Source organism: Castellaniella sp., assembly GCF_041675725.1.
In the GTDB taxonomy this organism is placed as follows: domain Bacteria; phylum Pseudomonadota; class Gammaproteobacteria; order Burkholderiales; family Burkholderiaceae_B; genus Castellaniella.
Genome location: NZ_JBAYTI010000007.1, coordinates 1 through 24,227, shown reverse-complemented (window position 1 = coordinate 24,227; position 24,227 = coordinate 1). Strand labels below are relative to the sequence as shown.

General features: G+C 58.4%; 23 protein-coding genes. 7 read left to right on the top strand and 16 right to left on the bottom strand.

Going from position 1 to position 24,227, the window contains the following annotated elements:
* Positions 1–36: 36 nt before the first annotated feature.
* On the bottom strand, positions 37–1,296 hold the full coding sequence (locus tag WCZ84_RS02410) for an FAD/NAD(P)-binding oxidoreductase (protein WP_372684661.1): 1,260 nt from the start codon (positions 1,294–1,296) through the stop codon (positions 37–39).
* A 175-nt stretch (positions 1,297–1,471) separates the two neighbouring features.
* On the opposite strand from WCZ84_RS02410, the gene WCZ84_RS02405 reads away from it, so the two are divergent.
* From WCZ84_RS02405 to WCZ84_RS02395, 3 genes are all read left to right on the top strand, one after another.
* Complete coding sequence (locus tag WCZ84_RS02405; protein WP_372684660.1) at positions 1,472–2,425, top strand: hypothetical protein; 954 nt, start codon at positions 1,472–1,474, stop codon at positions 2,423–2,425.
* On the top strand, positions 2,422–3,180 hold the full coding sequence (locus WCZ84_RS02400; protein ID WP_372684659.1) for a M48 family metallopeptidase: 759 nt from the start codon (positions 2,422–2,424) through the stop codon (positions 3,178–3,180). Before WCZ84_RS02405 ends, WCZ84_RS02400 begins: the two co-directional genes overlap by 4 nt.
* 203 nt (positions 3,181–3,383) lie before the next feature.
* Positions 3,384–4,991 carry an AMP-binding protein gene (locus WCZ84_RS02395; protein ID WP_372684658.1) on the top strand — a complete coding sequence of 536 codons (1,608 nt, stop codon included), beginning with the start codon at positions 3,384–3,386 and terminating at the stop codon, positions 4,989–4,991.
* Between the two features lie 176 nt (positions 4,992–5,167).
* On the opposite strand, the gene WCZ84_RS02390 is transcribed toward WCZ84_RS02395, so the two are convergent.
* The 12 genes from WCZ84_RS02390 to WCZ84_RS02335 all read right to left on the bottom strand — a co-directional run bounded on the left by WCZ84_RS02390 (position 5,168) and on the right by WCZ84_RS02335 (position 17,180).
* Complete coding sequence (locus WCZ84_RS02390; RefSeq protein WP_372684657.1) at positions 5,168–5,617, bottom strand: FixH family protein; 450 nt, start codon at positions 5,615–5,617, stop codon at positions 5,168–5,170.
* Positions 5,618–5,655: 38 nt separating this feature from the next.
* The gene (locus WCZ84_RS02385) at positions 5,656–6,411 is read right to left on the bottom strand and encodes an ABC transporter ATP-binding protein (protein ID WP_372684656.1); all 756 of its coding nucleotides are present in this window, start codon (positions 6,409–6,411) and stop codon (positions 5,656–5,658) included.
* A complete protein-coding gene (locus WCZ84_RS02380; protein ID WP_372684655.1) occupies positions 6,359–7,036 on the bottom strand; it encodes an ABC transporter ATP-binding protein in 678 nt (225 codons plus the stop codon). Before WCZ84_RS02380 ends, WCZ84_RS02385 begins: the two co-directional genes overlap by 53 nt.
* Positions 7,037–7,059: 23 nt before the next feature.
* Positions 7,060–7,935, bottom strand: a complete 876-nt coding sequence (locus WCZ84_RS02375; RefSeq protein ID WP_372684692.1) for a branched-chain amino acid ABC transporter permease — start codon at positions 7,933–7,935, stop codon at positions 7,060–7,062.
* Between the two features lie 20 nt (positions 7,936–7,955).
* The gene (locus WCZ84_RS02370; RefSeq protein WP_372684654.1) at positions 7,956–8,858 is read right to left on the bottom strand and encodes a branched-chain amino acid ABC transporter permease; all 903 of its coding nucleotides are present in this window, start codon (positions 8,856–8,858) and stop codon (positions 7,956–7,958) included.
* An 84-nt stretch (positions 8,859–8,942) separates the two neighbouring features.
* Positions 8,943–9,662, bottom strand: coding sequence for an ABC transporter ATP-binding protein (locus tag WCZ84_RS02365; RefSeq protein ID WP_372684653.1), 720 nt, complete (start codon positions 9,660–9,662; stop codon positions 8,943–8,945).
* Positions 9,659–10,402 carry an ABC transporter ATP-binding protein gene (locus WCZ84_RS02360; RefSeq protein WP_372684652.1) on the bottom strand — a complete coding sequence of 248 codons (744 nt, stop codon included), beginning with the start codon at positions 10,400–10,402 and terminating at the stop codon, positions 9,659–9,661. The genes WCZ84_RS02365 and WCZ84_RS02360 overlap by 4 nt, the downstream gene beginning before the upstream one ends.
* Position 10,403: 1 nt before the next feature.
* The gene (locus tag WCZ84_RS02355; RefSeq protein ID WP_372684651.1) at positions 10,404–11,300 is read right to left on the bottom strand and encodes a branched-chain amino acid ABC transporter permease; all 897 of its coding nucleotides are present in this window, start codon (positions 11,298–11,300) and stop codon (positions 10,404–10,406) included.
* A gap of 12 nt (positions 11,301–11,312) precedes the next feature.
* On the bottom strand, positions 11,313–12,200 hold the full coding sequence (locus WCZ84_RS02350; RefSeq protein WP_372684650.1) for a branched-chain amino acid ABC transporter permease: 888 nt from the start codon (positions 12,198–12,200) through the stop codon (positions 11,313–11,315).
* Between the two features lie 42 nt (positions 12,201–12,242).
* Positions 12,243–13,442, bottom strand: a complete 1,200-nt coding sequence (locus WCZ84_RS02345) for an ABC transporter substrate-binding protein (RefSeq protein ID WP_372684649.1) — start codon at positions 13,440–13,442, stop codon at positions 12,243–12,245.
* A gap of 51 nt (positions 13,443–13,493) precedes the next feature.
* The gene (locus WCZ84_RS02340) at positions 13,494–15,143 is read right to left on the bottom strand and encodes an AMP-binding protein (protein WP_372684648.1); all 1,650 of its coding nucleotides are present in this window, start codon (positions 15,141–15,143) and stop codon (positions 13,494–13,496) included.
* A gap of 18 nt (positions 15,144–15,161) precedes the next feature.
* Positions 15,162–17,180, bottom strand: a complete 2,019-nt coding sequence (locus WCZ84_RS02335; RefSeq protein ID WP_372684647.1) for an FAD-dependent oxidoreductase — start codon at positions 17,178–17,180, stop codon at positions 15,162–15,164.
* A gap of 351 nt (positions 17,181–17,531) precedes the next feature.
* Here WCZ84_RS02335 and WCZ84_RS02330 point away from each other — a divergent pair, with 351 nt between their 5' ends.
* The 4 genes from WCZ84_RS02330 (at position 17,532) to WCZ84_RS02315 (ending at position 20,406) form a co-directional block, all read left to right on the top strand.
* The gene (locus WCZ84_RS02330; protein WP_372684646.1) at positions 17,532–18,014 is read left to right on the top strand and encodes a MarR family winged helix-turn-helix transcriptional regulator; all 483 of its coding nucleotides are present in this window, start codon (positions 17,532–17,534) and stop codon (positions 18,012–18,014) included.
* Between the two features lie 27 nt (positions 18,015–18,041).
* Entirely contained in the window at positions 18,042–18,701 is a 660-nt protein-coding gene (locus WCZ84_RS02325; protein WP_372684645.1) for an NADPH-dependent F420 reductase, read from the top strand.
* A 181-nt stretch (positions 18,702–18,882) separates the two neighbouring features.
* Positions 18,883–19,821 carry a DMT family transporter gene (locus WCZ84_RS02320; protein WP_372684644.1) on the top strand — a complete coding sequence of 313 codons (939 nt, stop codon included), beginning with the start codon at positions 18,883–18,885 and terminating at the stop codon, positions 19,819–19,821.
* Positions 19,822–19,899: 78 nt separating this feature from the next.
* Positions 19,900–20,406 carry an SDR family oxidoreductase gene (locus WCZ84_RS02315; RefSeq protein WP_372684643.1) on the top strand — a complete coding sequence of 169 codons (507 nt, stop codon included), beginning with the start codon at positions 19,900–19,902 and terminating at the stop codon, positions 20,404–20,406.
* 42 nt (positions 20,407–20,448) lie between these two features.
* Here the strand turns inward: WCZ84_RS02315 and WCZ84_RS02310 are convergent, their stop codons facing one another.
* The 3 genes from WCZ84_RS02310 to WCZ84_RS02300 all read right to left on the bottom strand — a co-directional run bounded on the left by WCZ84_RS02310 (position 20,449) and on the right by WCZ84_RS02300 (position 24,113).
* A complete protein-coding gene (locus tag WCZ84_RS02310; protein ID WP_372684642.1) occupies positions 20,449–22,110 on the bottom strand; it encodes an AMP-binding protein in 1,662 nt (553 codons plus the stop codon).
* 75 nt (positions 22,111–22,185) lie between these two features.
* Positions 22,186–23,430, bottom strand: coding sequence for a branched-chain amino acid ABC transporter substrate-binding protein (locus WCZ84_RS02305; protein WP_372684641.1), 1,245 nt, complete (start codon positions 23,428–23,430; stop codon positions 22,186–22,188).
* 32 nt (positions 23,431–23,462) lie between these two features.
* Positions 23,463–24,113, bottom strand: coding sequence for an ABC transporter ATP-binding protein (locus WCZ84_RS02300; protein WP_372684640.1), 651 nt, complete (start codon positions 24,111–24,113; stop codon positions 23,463–23,465).
* Between the last annotated feature and the right edge of the window lie 114 nt (positions 24,114–24,227).

Genomic DNA, 24,227 nt, shown 5'->3' with positions numbered 1-24,227 from the left:
AAAAACGCCTGGGTCAGCCCGAAGAACGTGCCAAGCTCACCGCTGCACCGACGGCACACCGGCCGGAAAATCACGCTTTTTGTGCCACTGCGGCAGGTTCCGACCTTTGAGCAGCATATTCCAATAGAACCATGGTAGAAAACTGCGCTTCAGCCACCAGAAACTGCGGCGCGGCACCCGGGGATCCAACGGAAAAGTGGGCGTTGGCACACCGCCGTACGTGAACTCGGCCAGCAACACCTTGCCTACCGACGTGGTCACCGGGCATCCGGCATAGCCGTCATATGTGTGGGTGGACGCCAGACCCTCGAGCGTGCTCAGCACATTGGCAACGACCACTGGCGTCTGGTTCTTGACGGCTGCAGCGGTTTTGCTGTTGGGCGCCGATATGCAATCCCCCAGCCCGAACACGTTGGCATGACGGGTGTGGCGCAGCGTATTCTTATCCACATCCAGCCAACCCGCCTCATTGGCGAGCGGGCTGGAGCGGATGAAGTCTGGCGCGCCTTGCGGCGGCACCACGTGCAACAGGTCGTAGGCGACCTCTTCGCGCGTCACCTGGCCGTTGCGGGAAGATTCGAACACGGCCACGCGGTCTTCGCCCCGCACCTCGACCAGATGATTGTCGTAATGGGCCTGCGCCTGATAGGAATCCATGATCCGACCCAGCGGTTCGGCATAGTAGCCCACCCCGAAGATCGAAGCCGCGCCGCTGCGAAACTGCAGGCTGTCGGCGTGCACCCCCTGGCGCCTGAAGCGATCAGCTGCCAGATACAGCGCCTTCTGCGGCGCGCCGGGGCATTTCACCGCGCCGGCCGGCTGGGTGAAGATCGCGGTCCCGCCACGGAACTCGCGCACGAGCTCCCAGGTATACGGGGCGAGATCGTAGCGATAATTGCTGCAGACGCCATTCTTGCCCAAGGCCTGTTCCAGGCCCTTGATCTGGCCCCAGTTGAGCTGGATTCCCGCAGCCACCACCAGGCAGTCGTAGGCCACGTGCTGGCCATCATCCAGTTCGACGTGTCCGGCCTCGGGATCCAACGCACGAACGGCCTGCGAGATCAGCCGCACCCCTTTGGGCACGCAGCGCGCCAGCACCCGGCGGGTCCGGGACACGCGATAGGCCCCACCACCCACCAGCGTCCAGGCAGGCTGGTAGTAGTGGTATTGTGCGGGATCGATGAGCACAACGTCGAGACTTGGCCCACTGCGTTTCAGACCCGCCGCGACCGCAATACCGGCCGTACCCGCACCGACGATGACGACCCTACGACGTTCAAGAGTAGAAGCTTTCACAATTGCCTCGTTCCAGTAATACGATGACCGTCAGCGACGACGGCAGAGTTGCCATTCTAGGGCCCAAGTCTTATAACTTTAAATATTAAATTACCATATCTTTATTTCTAAATAATATTTACAAGCAATCACGGTAAGATCACCATTCCGGTACAACCGTATCAAGGGGAGCACGGTGAAGGTCACGCTGGATCTAGAGTCGCTGCTGCGCAACAAAGACATCACCGACGCCGAGTACGAAAAGCTCAGGCGCCTGGCGGCATCCTCGACGGACGCCCTGGCATTCAGCCTGTTCATCGGCTTTGGCGTCGTGACTGTCGCGCTGGCCGCGCTGGCTCTGGTTCCCACAGCGCTCAGCGCAATCCTCATAGGCGCCGTCGTCCTCCTGGCCGGGCTGATCCTGAACCCATCGCGGCCGACACAATGGCGCCTGCTCGCCAATATCTGCACCCTGATCGGGGCCCTGCTCGCTGCCGGCGGCATCGTTGCGCTTGGCGAAGGCAACCGGGTTTCCTTGCTCGTGGCGACCGCGGGCTGCGCCGGCGTCGCGGCACTGACCCGCAGCAGCCTGATGGCGGTGCTGGCCACCTTGCTGCTGGGTGGCAGCATTTGCGTCGACACGACACAGCCGCACGTCAGCTACGCCTTCACGATCGAAAACCCCGTCTACATCATTCTCTTGCTGTCATTGGCCGCGGCCGGGCTGCACCATGCCGCGATCCGGCTGCCCGAGCGCTACGCAAGGCCGGCAGCGGCGGCGGCCAGAACCGCCCTCTTCCTGGTGAACTTCGCCTTTTGGGTGGGGTCTCTGTGGGAAGACGACCCCAGCCGTCACGGCCAGGGCCTCTTTCAGTACCTGGCCAGCCCCTACCTCAGCGCCCCCGTCTTCGCCATCGCCTGGGCCCTGGCGCTATTGGCCACCGGTGTCTGGGCCTGGCGCCGCAACCACCGCTGGGCCCTGAATGCCGTGGCCGTTTTCGCCGCCCTGAATCTATATACGCAATGGTTTGAACGCCTGGATGCCAGCGCCGGCAGCGTGCTGCTTGCAGGCTTGCTCGCGCTGGGCATCACTGTCGGCCTACACCATGTCAATACTGTCATGCGTCAGCGGGGTCCTGGCAACACATGATGAAACAGCAGCTGGAATTGCCCAATGGCGAGGTGGTCCGCTACGCCATCCGGCGCTCGGCGCGCGCCCGCAACATACGCCTGACCCTGGGCCCCCGAGACGGGCTGATGGTCGTGGCGCCCCAAGGGGTCAGTCTGGACGCTGTGACAGCCCTGGTGGCCGGCAAGGCGTCGTGGGTCGCACGGCACATGGCGCGGCAAGCCACACGGCATGCCCAGTCCGTTGCAGAACGGGCGTGCCATCCAGGCTCGATCAGGCTGCCCGCGCTGGGGGAATCGTGGCGCGTCCAGTACCTGCCCTCAAGTAGCCACACGGTGCGGGCCCGCACCAGCGGAACGGCTCAGATTCTTGTTCTCGGGCCCAAAGAACCGGCCGCCGGCGCGCACGCAGCCTTGCGGGGCTGGTTGGTCGAACGCGCCCGAAAAACCCTGCCACCCTGGCTGGATCGCCTGGCCGCTTCGGCGGGATGGTCCTATGCGCAGGTGGCAATCCGCAACCAGCGGAGCCGCTGGGGCAGCTGCTCCGCCCGCGGACACATCAGCCTGAACTGCAAGCTGCTGTTCCTGCCGCCTGACTTGGTCGATTATGTACTTTGGCACGAATTGTGCCACCTGCACGAGCTGAACCATTCAGCGCGCTTCTGGCAGCTTTTGCGGCGCGTCCAGCCGCACAGCGACTCACTGCGCCAGCGCCTGCGCACGGCCTGGGAGACTATCCCCGCGTGGGCGCACGCGCCATCGAAGTCCGACCCCTGAAGCGCCAACCGACGTTCCACCCTGTTTCCGCTGGGGTTGCGGCGGGTTCACCACCCGCGTACAACCCCATCGTCGACTGTGTCACACATTGCAAAATAATCAAACCGCGTTACTATTGAACGGACAACCTCCAACAGAGGGGTTCGGCCAATCAGACAGGTGCCTGTCACAGTATTCCAGACAGCCACACAGGAGGAGACGCGATGACCGCACAAGATCCAAGCCAACAAAATCAGGAATCAGACGTCGTATCCGTTGCCCATGCCCCCTGGCTGGACATCCCGGACATCGTGGCCGAAGTACAGGAACTGAAAAACAGATTTTCCGCTGCCGATCTTTGTGTCGCCGACATTCTGTGTGACAGCAAGCCCGCAGACGACACCGCATTCATACTGGTCAACGGAAATCTCGATATCGAACGCCTCTCTTTCGGCGAACTGGCGCAGCGTTCAAAATGCCTGGCCAGCGCGCTGTCCGAACAAGGCATAGGGGTCGGTTCGCGCGTCGGCGTCCTCATGGCCAAAACCCGGCAACTGCCTATCGTGCTGCTTGCGCTGTGGCGTTTAGGTGCAGTCCATGTCCCGCTGTTCACTGCGTTCGGCAATGAAGCCATCGCCTCGCGCGTCAATGCGGCACAGGCGCGCCTGATCATAGCCGACCCAGATCAATGTCCAAAACTTGTGGGCATCGACATCCCGGTCCTGAAAACCGGGGCAAACCTGGACACCCTGATCGAATCACACCCCCCTCTCGAACATAATGAACGCATTGGCCAAAGCGGCACGTTCATCGAGCTCTATACATCCGGGACAACCGGGGCGCCGAAAGGCGTACGCGTGCCTGCCTACGCCATTGCGTCCTTCATCGCCTATATGCGCTATGGCTTCGATCTACAGGCCAACGACGTATTATGGAACGGCGCCGATCCCGGCTGGGCCTATGGCCTTTTTTACTCTGTCGTCGGCCCCATGGCGACCGGGCGAGCCAATGTCTTGCTGGCCGCGCCATTCACCACCGCCATCACAAAGCAAGTGGTCGACGCGCTGCGTGTCACCAATTTCGCTTCAGCGCCCACCGTATACCGGGCGCTCAGAAAAGATGGCATTCGGTTCAACACGCCCTTGCGGGTCGCCTCATCCGCCGGCGAACCGCTCACCCCCGAAATCACCGACTGGGCCCCCAAAGCACTCGGCTGTCTCGTCCGAGACCACTGGGGCCAGACCGAGCAAGGCATGGGCGTCATCAACGCCTGGGACCCCCGTCTGCTACGTGAACCCAAGGCGGGTTCCATGGGCCAGGCCATGCCGGGGTTCGTCGTCGGAACCGTTGGCGATACCATCGCGCTGTCCGTTCCCAATAGCCCATTGATGTGGTTCACTGGTTACGCAAACGATGCCCGCCAGACACAAGAGCGCTACACAAAAGACAAACTCTGGTATTTAAGCGGCGATGCCGGCCGTCACGATGGTACCGACGTATTCTTTGCCGCACGTGCAGATGACGTCATCATCGCGTCAGGCTATCGCATTTCACCATTCGACATCGAAAGCATCCTGGCGCTCGACCCCGCGGTATCCGAAGCGGCAGTCGTCGGGCGGCGATATGCAGACTCCGTCAGCGGCGAAGTGATCGAAGCCTTCATTACACTGGCTTCGGATGCGGCCACCGACGGCCTGGTAGAGCGATTGCAAGACCTCGTGCGCGTGCGATATGGCCGGCACGGCTATCCGCGGCACATTCACATTGTCGACAGCCTGCCCAAAACGCCCAGTGGGAAAATCCGGCGGGTCGATCTGCGCAACATAAGCTGAAACAAAAACCAGCACCAACGCGCTTCAGGGCCGGGCCACATCCCGGCCCTTTTAATGAACCATGGGCCGGGAGCCCCATTCAGCAAATGATCCGGGCCTATCGGATCGGGCCTATCGGATCGGGCCTATCGGATCGGGCCTATCGGATCGGGCCTATCGGATCCGGGCCCATCGGGTTAGTGTGATGCGTGAGCATCATGGCCATGCGAATGGTCATCATGATCCTGATCATGATGATGCCCATGCGCATCGTCTTCGCCATCCGGCGCCACAAAGTCCAGCACCTCGACCAGCATATCCTGTCGAGCCCCCATGATGGTCATGGAAAATGCCCAACGGCCATACATGTCCAGCGTAATCGAAAATTGATAAACACCGGGCTCGCCTGTAGATTGTGCCCTGACCGGCGGTATGTTATGCGCCAACGGCATGGAAGGCATGTCTGCCTTGGCCTGTATGGCAAGGCCATCAACGGGATCGCCCGACGGCTGGTCCGTTACGTGGATCAGGCAATCATAGGCCAGCCGCGCTTGCGCCGGCACGCAAGCCAGCTGGGCAGCCAGGCTGCCACCCGCCAAAGCCGGTGCCGCCATAAACGGCAGCGCCGATGCCAGCAATAAGGCCATAATCGATTTCCTCACGATATTCCCCCTCTAGAGAGCGCCTATCCTGCACGACCAAGAAAGGCTTCGGTTATACGTGCATCTGTCGATACGGTGCTGGCCGGTCCAGCCAGGATGATTTCACCGTGATCGATGACGTGCACTTCATTGACACACTGCAAAACTCGATTCACATTCTGATCGACCAGAAGAATGGTCATTCCATCGGCGGCAAGCGCCTCCACCAAGCCGAACATGCGTGCCGTCGCCACAGGCGATAGCCCCAGCGTCGGCTCGTCCAGGATCAGCAACCGGGGCGCGGCCATCAGGCCCCGCCCGACGGCGAGCAATTGCTGCTGCCCGCCCGATAGGGCCGATGCCGGCTTGTCCAGGCAATCGGCCAGCTCGGGCAGACGGAGCAAAACAGCGTCGCGGCGCGCCCGGGCGCGAGACCGGCTCCGAGCCGCAGGCATGACGACATCCAGGTTCTCAGCGACTGTCAACTGGTTGAAAATCAGCCGGCCTTCCGGTACATGAGCAATGCCGCGCGCCATCACTCGATGTGCGGGCAATGAATCGATCCGCTCCCCGAGGAATCTGATTTGTCCTTCAACCGGCCTTTTCATCCCAGAAATGGCTTCCAGCACGGACGATTTACCGGCTCCATTGGCCCCCACCAAGGCCACCAGCTGGCCCGCTCGAAGCTCGAATGACACGCCACGAACGGCGGTGACCTTCCCGTAGCGCACGGTCAGGTCACGAACCTCAAGCACGCCCCGCTCCTTCTGCGCCAAAATAGACGGATTGAACCGTTTCATGAGCGATGACCTGCTCGGGCGACCCCTCGGCGATCTGCCGCCCCATATGCAGGACGACGACCCGTGGACATAGCGCGGCGATCAGACGGATCTTGTGCTCGATCACGACCAGCGCGCGCCCAGGTACTGCTACCTCTGCCAACAATTCGGCCATGTCCTCTGTCTCACTGGCGGTCAGAGAGGCGGCCGGCTCATCCAGCAACAGCAACGATGGATTCAGCATCAACGCACGGGCCAGATCCAGCCGGCGGCGCTGTGCGAAGCTCAGCGCTCCGGCGAGCATAAAACGCTGCTCAAGCAAACCAACCTGCTCAAGCAAAGCCTGGGCGGCGGCGCGGGTACCCCCTTGCACTGCACGGACATTGTCCAGGACGGACAAGCGTTCGAACAGACGGGTGGTCTGCGCCGTACGCGCCACGCCTCTTGCAACAATCTGGTGGGGCGCCAGATGGGCCACATCTTGACCGCAGAACAGGATGCGCCCTTCGGTCAGCGGGTAAATACCGGTAATGACGTTCAGCAGGCTGGATTTTCCCGAGCCATTCGGGCCGATCAGGCCGAGCGTTTCGCGGCGACCGACCCGCATATTGATCGTGTCCAGTATCGTCACACCGCCCAGGCGCAAGCTTGCATTTTCCAGCACAAGCATCACCGCCCCCTCCAGAACAGCCGGTTCAGGCGGTTGACCAACACCTCATCCAATAACCCCCTTGGGCGGAAAATCAGAAGCAACACGACGATTCCGCCGAAAATCACCATACGGTATTGCGACAGGCCATGGAAGGATTCCAGGAATCCAATATCGATCAAAACCCCAATCAAGGGCCCCAACGCCGTCCCCAACCCGCCTATCAGGCCATACGCCAAGGTATGCACGCCCAGCATCATGCCAAAAACCCCAGGCTCGACATATGTGACGGCGTGAATATACAGCCCGCCAGAAAGCCCGGCCAGCGCGCCCGCGGCCACTGAGGTCGCGAGCTTATAGCGGGTTACATGGATGCCGTTGAGCCCCGCCATGATGTCGTCTTCACCGATCATGCGCAGGCGGGGGCCATAGCGGCTGAATTCGAGCAGCATGAAAATGAGCAGTACCGCCACGACCAGCGCCCAAACGATCAACATGTAGTCTTGCCCACCCATATTGTGGTCATAGATGTACCGTACATCACGAAACCCATTCTCGCCATCCGGCCCCATCATCCGGCCATCCACATCCCGCCTGTAGTGAAACAGGCCAAACAGTATTCGCACGGCCTCGGCAAAGGCCAGGGTGGCGACGGAAAAATAAAAGCCCCGCAGGCGCAGCGTCGGCAACGCAACAAGCAATTGGGCGGCTGCCCCCATCAACGCCGCGAAAAGCAGGGCGACGCCCAGCGAACACCCCCAAAGCGCCGTGGCAATACCCCCCGCATAGGCGCCCACGCCGAAAAAAGCCTGCTGCCCGAAAGAGACTTCGCCGACCAGAAGCAATAAATAGGCCGACAGCGCCAGCAAGGACATCATGCCAATATTGGAGAGCACCCCGATTAAGAAAGGATCGATCACAGCCTTGTACGTGCAGCAGCACCCAGCATGGCCTGCTTTTGGCCAAAAAGGCCACCAGGACGCATGACAATCAAAAGGAACAATATCAAACTGGCTGATAGATCCCGGATCTGGGGCCCGAACGCCCAGAGCGAGTACGCTTCAACCAAACCCAACAGCAAACCGCCGGCCAGCGCGCCACGCATGGAACCCAACCCGCCCAGCATGGCGGCAACCAGCCCTTTATACGTCGCCCACATGCCAAACATGGCGGAAACCTGGTGGTTCGTGGAAGCAATCAACCAGCCCGCCACACCGCCCACCATGGACGCAATAATGAAAACCAAAAAAAGCGAGCGTCGTACATGCTGCCCGACGAAGCCCGCTGCGCGCGGACTTTCCGCAATCGCCCGCAAACCCAGGCCAAAGCGGCTGTTCTGCACCAGTCTCTCGAGGATGATCATGATCAGGGCAGCCGTGCCCAGCGTGACGAGATGATCCCCCCTCAACAAGAACGGGCCCAGCTCGATGACCACCTGATCGGTAGGTGCCGGAAATGGATAGGAATGCCGCGGCAACACCAGCATCGCCGCTTCTTCGAGCTGCATCCAGATGGCAAAACTGGCAACCAGCGAGGCCATTGCCGCTCCGTCACGCATCGGTGCAAAACATAAACGTTCTACGTAAATCCCCGCAATGACGGAACAAGCCATGACAGTGCCTGCGACGACCATCCAATGCACATGCCAGCGTGACTGTACAAAAATACCCGCATACAGGCCAATCATGATGATCGAACCGTACGCCAGATTCAGCCGGCCCATCACGCCGAACATCAATGTAAAACCCAGGGCGATCAACCCATATGCCGCGCCGTGAGCCAGGCCTTCAATCGTGTTCTGAACAATGTCGACAAACATTGTGTCCTCAAAAATACGCCACACGCATAGGCCATGCGCCGGCGCGCCGCCTGGGGATCAACCAACACGGCGTTCGGTAAAACGTCAGCGGCGCTCTCCAAGGTAGGCGCGACTGATGACTTCGTCTTCCGCGAACTCATCGGGGGCGCCGTCAAAAACGATACGCCCATGATCCATCAGATAAAAATGGTCTGCGATCTTCAATGACATGCGTACATTCTGTTCTACAAGAAAAATCGACACGCCATCCTGCTTGAGCTCTGAGATAATCGTGAAGATCTCTTGGACGACCAGCGGGGCAAGCCCCACAGAGGGCTCGTCCATCAGCAGCAGGCGCGGATTCGACATCAAGGCGCGTGCGATCGCCAGCATCTGCTGTTCACCCCCCGACAAGGTGCCGGCCAGCTGGGACGAGCGTTCGCGCAGGCGGGGAAAACGATCCAGCAGCCGTTCACGGTCTTTATGGATTTGTTCATGGTCCTTGCGCGTAATGGCACCCGCATTCAGGTTATCCAGGACGCTCATGTCCTTGAAAACCAGCCGGTTCTCGGGCACGAGCGCAATGCCTGAACGCACGATGGTACTGGGTGACGTACCCGCGATGTCTCGATCGAGAAAATGAATATGCCCGGATTGGGGCTTGAGCACCCCCGCCACGGTCATCATCAGCGTCGTCTTTCCTGCCCCGTTGGGCCCCAACAGGCAGGTAATCTTGCCTTTCTCGGCCTGAAGGGAAACGGCACGAAGAACTTCTATCCGGCCGTAAGAGGTTGCCAGGTCGGATATACGTAACAGAACACTCATGCAGGCACTCCGAGATAGGCCTCTTGCACAGCAGGGTCCGACTGAACCGATTGTGCCGTCCCTTCTGCGATTTTTCGTCCAAAATTCAAGACGGTGATGCGATCGCTGACCGACATGACCAGATTCATGTGATGCTCGATCAGCAAGACGGTCATGCCGCGCTGCTTCAGGTTCACGATCCGGTCTTCGAGATTGCTGATTTCTTCGAGGTTCATGCCCGCAGCAGGCTCGTCCATCAAAATGAGCTTGGGTTTGCACGCAATGGCCCGCGCGAGTTCCAGGCGCCGCTGCTCGCCAAACGAAAGGTTTGCGGCCAGCACGTCCTTCCTGTGGTGCAATGCAGAAAACTCGAGAATCTCATCGATTTCATCCCGAGCGGCCCCTTCGCCACCGATCCATTTATGGAGAAAGCCGACGGGTTTCTGGCCGTTTTGCCGCTGCGCAATCCAGAGATTCTTCCAGACGCTCAGCCTGCCAAACAAGCGTATGTTCTGAAAAGTACGGCTGATGCCCAGCATCGGGCGATGATGCAGCGGCAATGACGTAATGTCTTTCCCCAGGAACTCGATCGTGCCGGACGACGCCGTATACAGACCCGATATGAGATTGACGGTCGTGCTTTTTCCGGAACCATTCGGGCCGATCAAGCCATGAATCTCGCCCGGTTGGATATGAAAGCTAAGATCGTCCAGCGCGCGAATGCCGCCGAAATTTTTGCTCAGGGCTCGAACGTGCAACATGTCAGCCTCCTGCCTTGCCCGAGCGGGCGACCGGCCGTTTGGAAAACGGATGCAGCAAGCCTTCGGGGCGAAGATTCATGACCAGGACGATAAACAAGCCGAACACCAGGCTGCGCCAGTCGCCGATAAAACGAAGCCCCTCGATCAAGAACCCCTGGATGAAAATCACCGCGAGCAGCGTACCAAAAACGCTGGAAAGCCCCCCCAATATCGGATAAGAAATGGCAAACGCAGCGAGCACGATGCCAAACTGGACGTGCTCGATGTGGGTCGTGTAATGCGCAAATACCCCCCCTCCGAGGCCTGCGAGCGCGCCGCTGACCGTCATTGCCAGCACCTTGATCGCGGTGATGTTGATGCCCGTTGCCTGGGCCGCCACCTCATCCTCGCCAACCGCCCGCAATACGGCGCCGATACGACAGCGATCCAGCCACCAGAGCCCCGCCATGACGATGGCCACCACCACCCAGATGAAGATCATGACGTCGAAGACTGTCCAGCCGTTGATCGGAAAATACCGGATATGCGAAAAACCTTGGCCACCGGCAGGGCCCACTTCGACCCCATCCACCACAATGCGGTAATTCAGGTTGAACAAGACCACCCTGACCATCTCGCCAAATGCGAGCGTGGCGACCACCAGAATCAGGCCCCGGACACGCAATGCCGGAAACCCCACTACAAACGCAACCGTACCGGACACCAGGGCCGCCATCAGGATGGCGGGCACCAGTGGCCAACCCCACAGCGTGGTCAGCATCCCTGCCAGATAGGCCCCAATACCAAAAAAGGCGGCCTGCGCAAGACTGACCTGCCCGCTCAGCAAGATCCAGTAGGACGACAGGCCAAGCAAGGTATGGATTCCGATAACCTGGATCAGACTGAAATAAAAATTCATGGTGCGACCGCCTCAATCCCGTGCTGAAACCGAGCCGAACAGGCCATTGGGCCGTACGACCAAGAATATGAACAACAACAGCATCACGTACAGATCGCGCTCGCTGACGCCACGCAGGTGCTGGAAGACGTTTTCCAGCCCGCCCACGAACAACCCGGCGATGATGGCGCCCGGTATGCTGCCCAGCCCGCCAATCACTGTAACGACCAGGCCTTTGACCGTCAGCGGCAAAGTCAGCAGAGGAGACAATGCCCCCACGGCCGAACCTATCATGGCCCCTGCCACGCCGCCCAACAATCCGGTAATGATGAAAAGCTGCGAATTCACGACGGCCAGATTGATGCCACACAGCATGGCGGCCGTTGGCTGCTGTGCCACGGCACGCGTACCCAGACCCAGCCGGGTCCGATGCAACAGCCACAGCAGCCCCGCCATGCAGACGCAGGCAACCAGGAATACGGCGATCAGATCCCCGCGAATGTAGAATTCACCCAGCATGATCGAGTGTTCGACAAGCACTGGAAAGGAAATCGGCACACCGTCGGTCGCCTGTATGATCACCTCTTCGATGAACAAGAGCATGCCCAGCGTAGCCATCAGCATGGCCAAAGGGTGCTTGGACGAAATGAAGTGAAAACACGCAAAATAGACCAAAAGCCCAATCAGCCCGCCGGCACACGCCGCCAGCAAGAAAACGACGATGGCCGGTGCGGATACCGACTGCAGTACTAGAATACTGGCATACGCACCGCCAATCGATGTTGCGGCGTACGTGAGGTCGATCTTGTGCATGACACCGAAAATGAGGGTGAACCCGAGGCCAATCAAGGCATACGTCGAGCCATAGAGCATCCCGCTCATCAAAGACTGTGCCGTATCGATCAGAAAATACGGATCCACGCTTCACCCCCTTATGTGAACTATGCGAATGTGTTCAGCCCGTTATTTTTCGTCGGCCGGGTTGTAAATCATCTCCCAGCTGCCGTTTTGGGCCTGCACGAACACATAGGGTTTTACTGCCTCGCGATCATCCGTACGCGCCGCGACGCCAAGCAAGCCTTCCGTTTCTGGCAGCTGCGCAAGCCCCTGGCGGATTTTTTGACGGTCTTCGGAAACAGTGTCCGGCTTGGCCATGACGCCTTGCGACTCGATCACATCTTTAAGAATAAAAATGTTCTCATAGGACGCGGCACTGTGCAGGTCCGCACTTCCACCCTGTTCGGAGATCTGGTCGGACGCCTGCCGGGCCCGGTCATTGATCGGTGCAAAGCCTGTCGGAATAATCATGCCCTCGGCCTGCTTCCCGCAGCCATTCAATGTTTCAACAGTGGATGAACTGGTCAGGCCAATCAAAAGCTTGGGTTTGACATTCTGGCGCGCCATTTCATTCAGTGCGCCGCATGTCGTTACCGGATGCGCCGAGATGAGCACAATGTCCGCATTCGACCGACGCATGTCGCGTACCTGGTTGGAAAAAGTCGTGTCGTTCAGCAGCCACTCGCTTTCCCCCACAAGCTCGTAGCCATGCGCCTTGGCTTGTGCCTTCATGGCTTCGAATGTGGATTTGGAGTGGGCAAAGTCCACTTCGACCCCACCGTACACGGTCTTCAGCTCTGGATGGTTTTTTTGCGCCCAGGTGAATAAATCCTTGTACATCTCCATTTCATTCGGGATATTTCTGAAAGACCATTCCGAAATACTCGCGAGCCCGACTTTTGCGGCCACATCACCAAAAATGGGAAACTGAAGACCGCTGTCGCTGTCGTCGCCCACTTTTTTCTGCAAGATCCCGAACACCGACTCGCCCACGTTCGAGCAACTGGGCCCCACACCGACGATGGCCTCGGTGGTGGCAATCCGACGGACCACTGAAATACCCTCTTCTGCGTTACAACGGTCATCGTAGTACGTGAGCTTGAGCTTTCCTGTCGCGCCGTCGCCCAGCTTGACCCCCCCGCTATCGTTGATGGCCTTGACAGCCGCCTTCATGGCCGCTTCGCTGTTCATGCCAAAGAGCCGGATCACGCCAGACTTGGCACCGAATCCGGCGATGTTGACTTCCCGTTCGTTTCCGAAAGCAGGGGCGGTAATCATCAGCCCGGCCAGCGCCGAGACCGCGATGGATATACAACGAGATTTCATTGGAACGTCTCCTCTGGAATCGCCGACATGTCGGCACATTAAATTATTGTGTTACCTTGGTTTGCCTCTGCTGCTGACGACGTCTGTGGCATGGGTGCGCAGCTTGAATTTCTGCAGTTTCCCCGTTGCAGTCCGGATCAATGGTTCGAAAATGACGTGCTTGGGCGTTTTGAAACCGGCCAGATGCGCCCGGCAATGCTCGATGATGTCCTGTTCGGTGACCACAGCCTGGTGTGCGGGGCTCAGTTCGACCACCGCGCATGGCACTTCACCCCATTTTTCATCGGGCACGGCCACCACCGCAGCGCCAACGACCCCGGGATAGGCATACAAGACATCCTCTACCTCGATCGAGGAAATATTCTCCCCGCCAGAAATGATCAAGTCTTTCGACCTGTCCTTGATTTCGATATAGCCGTCTTCATGAACCACCGCAAGATCGCCCGTGTGATACCAGCCGTTCCTGAAAGCCGCTTGCGTGGCCTTCGGGTTCTTGAGGTATCCCTTCATGGCAATATTGCCGCGAATCATGACCTCGCCGATGGTCGAGCCATCCCGCGGGACCTCTTCATACGTGTCGGGTGAGCAAACGGCCATCTGATCCGTCACGACAGAGCGCACCCCCTGGCGTCCGATTTGCCTGATCTGTTGCTCAGGATCCAGCTCGGCCCAGGACGCTTGCGGCTCGCAAATCGTCGCAACCCCATGCTGCTCTGTCATGCCGTACACGTGCACGACGTCGAGGCCGATCGCCATCGATTTTTTCAGGGTGGCCACAGGGGGCGAAGCCCCCGCACACAACACCTTGACCGGCTCGGCGGGGTTTTTCCAGCCGTCGGGCTTGCCCGCGATCATAAAATCCAGGATCGTTGGCGCACAGCAAAAATGCGTGACCTGATGCGCGGCAATCGCCTCGAAGATGTCTTCGGCCGCCGCTTTCCGAAGACAGACGTTCGTTCCGCCGATTGCCGCCACCGCCCATGCAAAACACCACCCATTGCAGTGAAACAAGGGCAACGTCCAGAGATATACCGGTACTTTACCCAGAAAGTTCGCGTTGATCACTTGACCCAGTGCATTCAAATAGGCACCACGATGATGATAAACGACCCCCTTGGGATCGCCCGTTGTACCCGACGTATAGTTCAGCGCGATCGCATCCCACTCGTCCTCTGGATATACAATGGCGATATCGCCAGGCGCAGCGGCAATGTAGTCTTCGTATTCGATGTCGCCAACCATCTCGGGGCATTGAATCAACGGGTCTGCGATATCGATGACGCGCACGTCCTCGAGGCCCGCTTGCGCAATCGCGGCTTTTGCAACGCTGGCAAACTGTTGATCGACAAAAAACACCTTGGCTTCTGAATGTTTAAGGATGAATGCAACGCTGGCTGCATCCAGGCGGATATTGATGCAATTCAGGACCGCACCGCTCATGGGAACGCCAAATGCCGCCTCAGCCATCGCCGGGATATTGGCCGCCATGATCGATACGGTATCGCCACGGCCGATCCCTGTTGCAATCAGTGCTCTTGCCAGCTTGTGGCACCGTTCGGAGTACTCAGACCAAGTATATTTTCGATCTCTGTAGATCACGGCCGTGCGCTCAGGAAAAACATCCGCCGATCGATGTAAAAACTGGATCGGTGTCAAAGGCTGGTAATTTGCCTCGCACTTGTCCAGATCGACGTTATACATGTTCATATCCGCCTCTCTTCAGATATTCACCGCCAAACGGGTCGCCTGGTCGATTGCACGGACGGCGTCAAGTTCTTCTGCATAATCTGCGCCACCGATGACGTGGCACGCCAGGCCTGCTTCCGAAAGCGCGTCGGCCAAACGCTTTTCGGAAATCTGACCCGTACAGAGGACGATGTTGTCCACGTCCAGCACGTGCGATTCACCATCCAGGCTGTAGTGCAGGCCATGATCGTCGATGCGCTCATAGGTCACGCCGGACGTCATGGACACGTTGTTTCTTTTCAATTTCGACTTGAGGATCCAGCCTGTTGTTTTGCCCAGGTTTCTTCCCAGGGGTTCATTCTTCCGCTGAAACATGTGTACGGCACGTGCGGGATGCGGCCGAGCGGCGGCGGTGAGGCCACCGGATGCGCCTGGATCCGTAGAGACACCCCAGGCGTCATAGAATGCATCCGTTTGCAATGCTTCTTCGGTATCGCCTACAAGAAATTCGGCCACATCAAATCCGATACCGCCCGCGCCTAGAATCGCCACAGACTGGCCGACCGGTTTGCTGCCCTTCAGCACATCGACGTAGCTCAGGACCTTGGCGTGATCGACCCCTGGGATCTCGGGCCGGCGAGGCACGATACCGGTCGCGACGACGATGTCGTCGAACTTTTCTGCCTTGAGTTCTTCGACGGACGGCGCCTTGTTCAGGTGGGTCGGGACCTGCAGCTTCGTTAGCATCACTTGGAAATAGCGAAGCAATTCATTGAATTCACTTTTTCCGGGTACCTGTCTTGCCAGGTTGATCTGCCCGCCCAGCATGGGCGTTGCTTCATACAGGATCACCTGGTGGCCCCGTTCGGCGGCGCTGACCGCAAACGCCATCCCGGCCGGCCCGCCGCCAATGACCGCCACCTTTTTGCTGGATGCGGCCTTGCCCTTTGGAAACTCGATTTCGTGGCCCGCCCGCGGATTGGTCATGCAGCTGGCCGTGCTATCGGTGAAAATCCGGTCGAGGCAGGCCTGGTTACAGGCGACGCACGGTATGATTTCCTCGACATTGCCATGGCGCACCTTTTGGGCAAAATCAGGATCCGCCAGCAATGGGCGCGCCATGGACACCAGATCTGCCACGCCACTGGCGATGATGTCTTCGGCCACAGCGGGTACGTTGATGCGGTTGGATGCCATCACCGGGATGGATACGGCCTGTTTGACGTTGGCAATGGCCTGCCGCCATGCTGCACGTGGGACGCTTGCGGCGATGGTCGGCACGCTGGATTCATGCCAGCCAATACCGGTATTGATCAGATCCGCACCCGCCGCTTCGATGCGCCGTGCCAGTTCGGCCACCTCGGTGCCCGTCATGCCGCCGTCCATCAGCTCAATCGCTGAAATGCGGTAGATCACCATGAATTCTTCGCCGACCCGATGCTTGACCGCTTTCACTATTTCGACAGGAAAGCGGATTCTATTTTCATAGCGACCGCCAAACTCGTCTTCCCGGTGATTCGTAATGGCCGACGTAAATTCATTGATCAAATAGCCTTCTGAACCCATGATCTCGACACCGGAATAACCCGCTTTTTTTGCCAGCTCGGCCGTATGGGCATAGTGTTCGATCAGGTTCCAGATTTCATCGATTAATAGCGCACGCGGCGTAAACCGGTTGATCCGCGCCTTGACCGCAGAGGGCGCCACACAAGTATTTATTCTGGCATATCGGCCGGCATGCAGAATCTGCAAAACAATACGCCCACCCGCGTTACGGATGGCCGATATAATGGGCGCGTGATCTGCGAGCTGATTTTCGCTGTTCAGATACAGCCCGCCTTCTTCCAGGACGCCCTCGGGAGTCGGCGAATACCCCCCCGTCAGGATCATGCTGATTTCACCTTCAGCCCGGCGCGCATAGAATGCCGCCAGCCGCTCAAGCGGGCGATCCATGGTTTCGATGCGGGTGTGCATGGCGCCCATTACCATTCGGTTTGGCAGCGTGACACCGGCAACGGTTAAAGGTGAAAGCAGATGGGGGTAGGTCTTCAAGATCGATCTCCCATAAGTGCAATTGACGCTTTGGACCGGCATCACATGGACTTACGTATCAATTGATTGATACATAATTATTATTAAAAATCATGTATTTCATGGAATTGATCCAGGCTAAGCAAGCTTAATATATCAACTGATAGATAGTTATCAGGGTTTGCACTAGTACGCCTCGCGCCTCGCGCCTCGCGCCTCGGCAACCAAAGGCAGTCCGGCTGAGCGAGACGTGGCACCGAGGTACCGATCCGTTGCATGCTTCGCCTCCAGAGCCCACGTCGGCAATTTACGGGCTTGACGTACAATGAGCCCATTCCTCGCATATAAAACAATCGAACGCAACGTAGCGGCATGAATACGCATTCTCTATCTGAATATGATCAAGAAGTATCGGCCGTGCACAACCGCCTCTTCTTCCGCGTATTTCAGGTTGCCAATACACTCGAACGCCAGGCGGCCAAAGAATTAGGAATCACCACCATTCAATGGTCCGTACTGGGCGCCCTATCACGCGCCGAAGCCAGCAATGGGATGCCGTTTTCGGAACTTGCCGAATATCTCGTCGTCAGCCGGCAGAATCTGGATGGCGTACTCAAGCGTCTGGAGCGTGACGAGCACGTACGCCGGATTCCCGACCCCTGCGACCGTAGGGTCAAGCTCGTATTGCTGACTTCCCAGGGGAGTGCATTCTGGTCAGGCCTTCAACCGAAAATCTACGAATTCTACCGGCAGTCAATGAAAGGATTCCGGTTCGACGACAAAGTTTCGTTTGTGCATTTCATCAACCGCCTGAACAATGGTCTTAAAGCGGTCGATCTGTCCAGTTCAGAATAATTTATTTCCATATTCAGGAGTATTGCGATGAAAATCGGCATCATCGGAGCGGGGCATATCGGCCAAGCAATCGCACGCCTCGCCGTACGCTGTGGCCATGAAGTGAAAATCAGCAACTCACGCACCCCAGACACGCTGAGCGACATCGTCGAGCAGATCGGCTGCTTAGCGGGCACCGCGCAAGAGGCCGCAGGGTTCGGCCCGGTCGTGGTCGTCACCGTTCCATTTGCAAAATTGTTTCAAATCGACCCCCAACCGTTGGCTGGAAAGATCCTCATCGACACCAACAACTATTATCCTGATCGGGATGGCCGGTTCGCCGAGCTCGACACGTACCAGACGACGACCAGCAGCATGGTGGCGAAGCACTTCTCTAGATCGACGATCGTCAAAGCGTTCAATGCGATCCTGGCGACAGATCTAAAAACCCCCACAGCGCAACCCGCATCGGGGCAACGGCGGGCATTGCCCATTGCGGGCGATGACGCCAACGCAAAGCGCTGGGTCGAAAAACTGCAGGACGAGTTCGGATTCGATACGGTAGACGCCGGACCCCTCAAGGACAGTTGGCGCTTCGAACGGGCGAAGCCAGCCTACTGCATTCCCCTCGACCGCGCGGGCCTGGCGACGGCACTTGCCGCAGCCGAACGCGACGTTGAATTGCCTCACGGGTCATGGCGACGATAGCGGGCGGGTGCGCAAGCGGGGGCAGGTGCGCAGGCGCCGTTCCAATCCATCCGGTCGACAATCGCAGTTAGAATTTCAGGGCTTTCTCGATGATGGTCGAGATCTGTCGCGAGGCTGGCATCGGCATCGCCCTCTGCGCTCTGTGGATTTGAACCGGAATCATGTTTTGGAAGGCTATTCGATGAGAAAACCCGTGGATGGCCAGGCCACAGCGTTCATGATGGCGCTGTGCCTGGCATGGGGCATGCAGCAGGTTGCCATCAAGGCCGTGGCGGGCGACGTGCCGCCCTTGCTGCAAGTCGTGCTGCGCTCGGGTGTGGGGGCGTTACTCGTTTGGCTGGTCGGTCACCTCGTCCTGCGCGAGCGTTGGCTGCGGGGCGTAGGATTGCGTTCGGGACTGGTCGTGGGCGCGCTGTTCGCGGGCGAATTTCTGTTCGTGGCCGAAGGGCTGCGCTGGACGAGCGCATCGCACATGGCCGTTTTCCTCTACACCGGCCCCATGTTCGCAGCCGTCGGCTTGCATCTGCGCCTGCCCGAGGAACGCCTGAGCCGACTGCAATGGACAGGCATCGGCATGGCCTTCATCGGTATCCTGGTCACTTTTCTGGCGCCGGAAAAAAGTGACCCGGCCGGCGCGGACACCAACTGGCTGCTGGGCGACCTGATGGGCTTGTGTGCGGGCCTGGGTTGGGGCTTGACCACCGTGGCCGTGCGCACCAGCCGCCTGAGTGAAGCGCCGGCGACGCAAACCCTGTTTTACCAGCTGGCGGGCGCCGCCGTGTTGCTGCTGCCGGTCATGTTGGTGTCCGGGCAGACACAATTCCATAGCACCCCGCTGGTTTGGGCCAGCCTGGGATTCCAGGCGCTGCTGGTGTCCTTCGCCAGCTACCTGACCTGGTTCTGGCTGCTGCGCCACTATCTGGCCGCACCCTTGGGTGTGCTGTCGTTCATGACACCGCTGATCGGCGTCGTCTTGGGCGTGATATTGCTGGGCGAGCAGCTGACGTATGGGTTCCTCGTGGGGGCCACACTGGTTCTGGCGGGCCTGCTGGTCGTCAACGCCCGATCATGGCTGCCGCTGCTGCGCAAGATCAGCGTCAAGCAAACGCCTATGGCGTGATCGGGACGGTACTGCCCCTGATAAGCCCGATGCCGGACTTGCCTCCGGTGCGATTCCCGACTTGCTGAGGAATACACCATGAATCCCCCTCGACGAACGGCACTGATCACAGGAGGCAATCGGGGGTTGGGTGCCGCCATCGCCCGCGCTCTGCACGACGCTGGCCATCGTGTGATCATTACGCATACACCAGGCAACGCCACGCTGCGCAAGCTTGACAAAGTCAGCTGGGACGCCGTGCTGCGCACCAATCTGGACTCGAAGTTCAATGGCAGCAAGGGCCAGTTCGGACAGACCAATTATTCGGCTGCCAAGGCCGGTGTTCATGGCTTCACCAAGGCGCTGGCACAAGAAGTGGCGCGCAAGGGCGTGACCGTGAACACCGTCTCACCTGGTTATCTGGCGACCGAGATGGTGATGGCAGTGCGCGAGGATATACGGCAGAAGATCATCAACGCGATTCCAGTCGGCCGCCTTGGACAGCCCGATGAGATTGCCGCGCTGGTGACATTCATCGTGAGCGATGCTGCGGCCTTCATGACCGGTAGCAACGTTGCCATGAACGGTGGCCAACACATGTACTGACCATACTCTGAAGCTCGGCGAGCGTCGTATGTGGCCGAGCTGCTAGCGCAAGAATCTGCGCAAAATTTTTCCAGTAGCGGTTTTGGGCAACTCATCCACGATCTCTACTATGCGCGGATACTTGTATGCCGCCAGGCGCTCTTTGCAGAAAAGAATCAGGTCCGTACCTTTCAGACCATAGCCCGGCTTCAGGCTTACTACCGCCTTGACTGTCTCTCCACGGTACGTATCTGGCACGCCCACGACCGCGGCCTCACGCACGGCCGGATGGCTGTATATAACGTCTTCGACCTCTTTCGGCCAAACCTTGTAGCCTGACGCATTGATCATGTCTTTCTTGCGATCCACCAGGAAAAACCACCCCTGCGCGTCCATGTATCCAACGTCGCCTGTCCGAAGGTAGCCGTCTCGGAAAGCCGCTTCGCTGTGCCCTGGCTTGTCCCAGTAGCCTGGCACGATCTGCGGGCCACGCAGCATGATTTCGCCAATTTCGCCCGGTGGCAATACTGAACCGTCATCATCCGCGATGTAGGCGTCCGTATCGAATACCGGGATACCGACTGAGAACGCCCCGTCGGCGTCCACCGGCGTGGCCATGGCAGGCGGAACGGCCAAAGCCAAGGCAGTACTTTCGGTCAGACCATAGCAATTGCGCATGGGCAGACCAAACCTTCCTTCAAACTGCGCGGCGACCGCAGCCGGAACCGGGGCGCCGCCTGTATATATTCTTTTAAGAGATTGAAGCTGGCTGGCGCTTACATTGTCATTGTTCATAAGCGCGATAAATGCGGTGATTGCGCCGACGACGAACTCGGGCTTGTGCTTGTCGGCCGCCTCGGCGACGACCTCGGCGTGGAACCGGCAGCTCAATATGGCTGCCGCCAAACAAGCAAACGAAATAATCACGTGCCCGATCAGACCGGTAATATGAAACAGCGGCGCGATTCCCAAGATGGCGCAACCGTCGTTCACGCCCGCCCATTCTCTGAAGATTTCGGCGTCGATGGCCATGTTCGCATGGGTTACGATCGCGCCTTTGGGAGCGCCAGTGGTGCCCGACGTGTAGACCAGCATCGCCGCAGCATCGGGCTGTGCGCTGTCTTGCAAGCAAGAGATGCACCCGTCGGGCAAATCACGGCCCAAGGCGTCGGATAGTGACATTGCGCCATCGCATGGGGCATCGTCGTCAGCGTTCATGACCCTGCTGTCATTTCTGCCTTGGAATTCGCGCGCGCTGGTGACTATCGGAACAACGCCCGGCAACTCTGGTAGAACATGGCGCGCAACACCGTTGTAAAGCCCATTTTGCAGCACCACCACTCGGCTTTTACTATCTTGCAAAAGCAGCTTCAGCTCCCGAGCGCGGTTCATGGGGTTGATGGTTACCCCGACGGCTCCCGCCTTCCATATGCCCAGGGAGCAAATAATGAATTGAGGGATGCTTTGCATATACAAGGCAACTCTGTCCCCCTTTTGGACCCCCAATCTCAGTAATTCCAGCGCGAACTTGTTGGCATATTCGTCCAGCTCCGCGTAGCTCATGCTGCGGTCGAAATAATATATCGCGGGCTTGTGCGCTGCGTTTCGCACCGCGTATCGAAACAAGCTCAATACGTCGGTAAAGCGTGCTCTAAATGGTTTTGGCCCGTGAGCCGGCACCGGCATGATACTCGACCAGGGACGAATGATGTGTGGCTCAGGCATGGTTTGCTCTCTCCGCACGATTTAACCGGAGGTCTGTTGCACGACAGGCCCGGGGCCTGTCGTGCTGCCAGAATATCAGCGTTTGGGCCGTTTCATTTCGCAAATGGTCGGCAACTCTGCCTCGGAGGCCGGAATGACCTCTTCCGTGCGCCAGCCAAAGCCTGTCCCTTCCTGTTCAAGCTGGACGGTGGTGTCGTTGGTCTTGGACCATGTTGCCACATACAGAGCCTGCTGCAATTGGTGGTCCGACGCGCGCATTTTTATTTTGCCGTTGAGGTTGTCCAGCTCCATGCCTTCAAGGGCAAATGCAACGTCAGTCGGATCTACGGAACCTGTTTCTTTCATGGCTTTCGAAAGAAGCGCCACAGCGGAATAAGCCTGTAGCCAGGTCAAATCATCGTCATATTTTTGCTTGAACCCTTCGACCAGGTCCTTGCCCTTGTACTCTTCGTTGTTGACGTTCCATACACCTACGTATTTGACACGCTCGAGGCCGCTTTCGCCCATGGCCGTCGGCGAGCCTTTCAGTACGGCATAGTAGGTATAGAAATCCGCGTCTAGCCCGGAAGCGCGCGCGGATTTGATCAGGAGCGCCAGGTCGGAGCCCCAGTTGCCGGTGATGATGGTATCGGCGCCGGACGCTATGATTTTCGCTACGTAGGGCGAGAAATCCTTCACTTCACCTATCGGGTGCAAGTCATCGCCGACGATTTCTACGTCGGGACGCTTTTCCGCCAGCATTTCTTTGGCCGCTTTGCTGACGGCACGCCCAAAGGCATAGTTCTGGCCGATTATGTAGACTTTCTTGACGTCCTTGTTTTTGGCCAGGTGATTGACCAGCGCCTGCATTTTCATGTCGACGTTGGAATCGACGCTGAATTGCCAGAAGCTGCATTTCCCGTTGGTCAGCTCCGGGTCTATTGCGCCATGGTTGATATACAAGACCTCTTTGCCAGGATTGCGCGCGTTGTGTTTGTTGACGGCGTCTACCAGACCGAACGCGACCCCGGAACCATTGGCCTGGGCAACATAACGGTAGCCTTGGTCTATGGCTCGCTTGAGCTGGCTGAGGCTGTCCTGCACCCCAGCCTTGTTGTCGAAGCCCACGAATTCGAGTGTATGCTCGCCGGCCCATTTTTCTTCGTTGGCCAAATCGCCCACAAACTGCCATGTACGGAGCTGGTTCTCGCCCAATGCCGCGAACGATCCAGACAATGGATCTATCACCGCGATTTTTACGTTTTCAGCATGAGCAACGCCTGCGAACAGGCTCATAGTCAATGCCAAGGCGCTTAGTTTGAGTTGTGCTTTGTGCTTCATGATGTCTCCTGTATTGATTACAAGTGCCAGTGCTAGACCTCCAGCCAGTCCCTGCGTATTTGCTGTGCCTCGCGCAGGTCGTCGGGAGTTCCTTCAAATACGATAGTTCCGCGGCCCATGACATAAAGCCTCTGGGAAATATCGAGTGCTATAGCCAGTTTTTGTTCAACTAGCAAAACTGCAATGCCACGCTGACGAAGCGTGTCGAGGTACTGGGCAACCTGCTCGACAATCTGCGGCGCAAGCCCTTCCGTAGGCTCGTCGATCATGATGAGCTTGGGGTCGCCAATCAACGAACGGCACAGCGTCAGCATTTGCTGTTCGCCGCCCGACATGACCCCGGCCAGCGTGTGTCTGCGCTCTTTCAGACGCGGGAATATGTCGTACATGTCGTCCATGCTCCATTGCGACTGTTTCCCGCGCTGCTGCCCCAGTATCAAGTTTTGCTCGACGGTCAGCGATGGGAAGATATCGCGGCTTTCCGGCACGTATCCCAAGCCCCGCAGAGCAATTTCATAGGTCCTCTTTCCGTTTATCTCGGCGCCGTCGAACACCACCGAGCCGGTTGACCGCACCAAGCCCATGACCGCTCTGACGGTCGTCGATCGGCCGACCCCATTACGACCCAGCAGGCTTACGATTTCGCCCGGGTGCACGTGAAGATCGACGCCCTGAAGGAACATCTGATCAAGGTGCTTTGAAAACTGACCGAAACAACACAAACGGTACGAATTTCATAATGCAGAAGAAATGTCCGAAAGTTGGTCAAAATCGGGGCGATTTTCACCCTGGTCAGT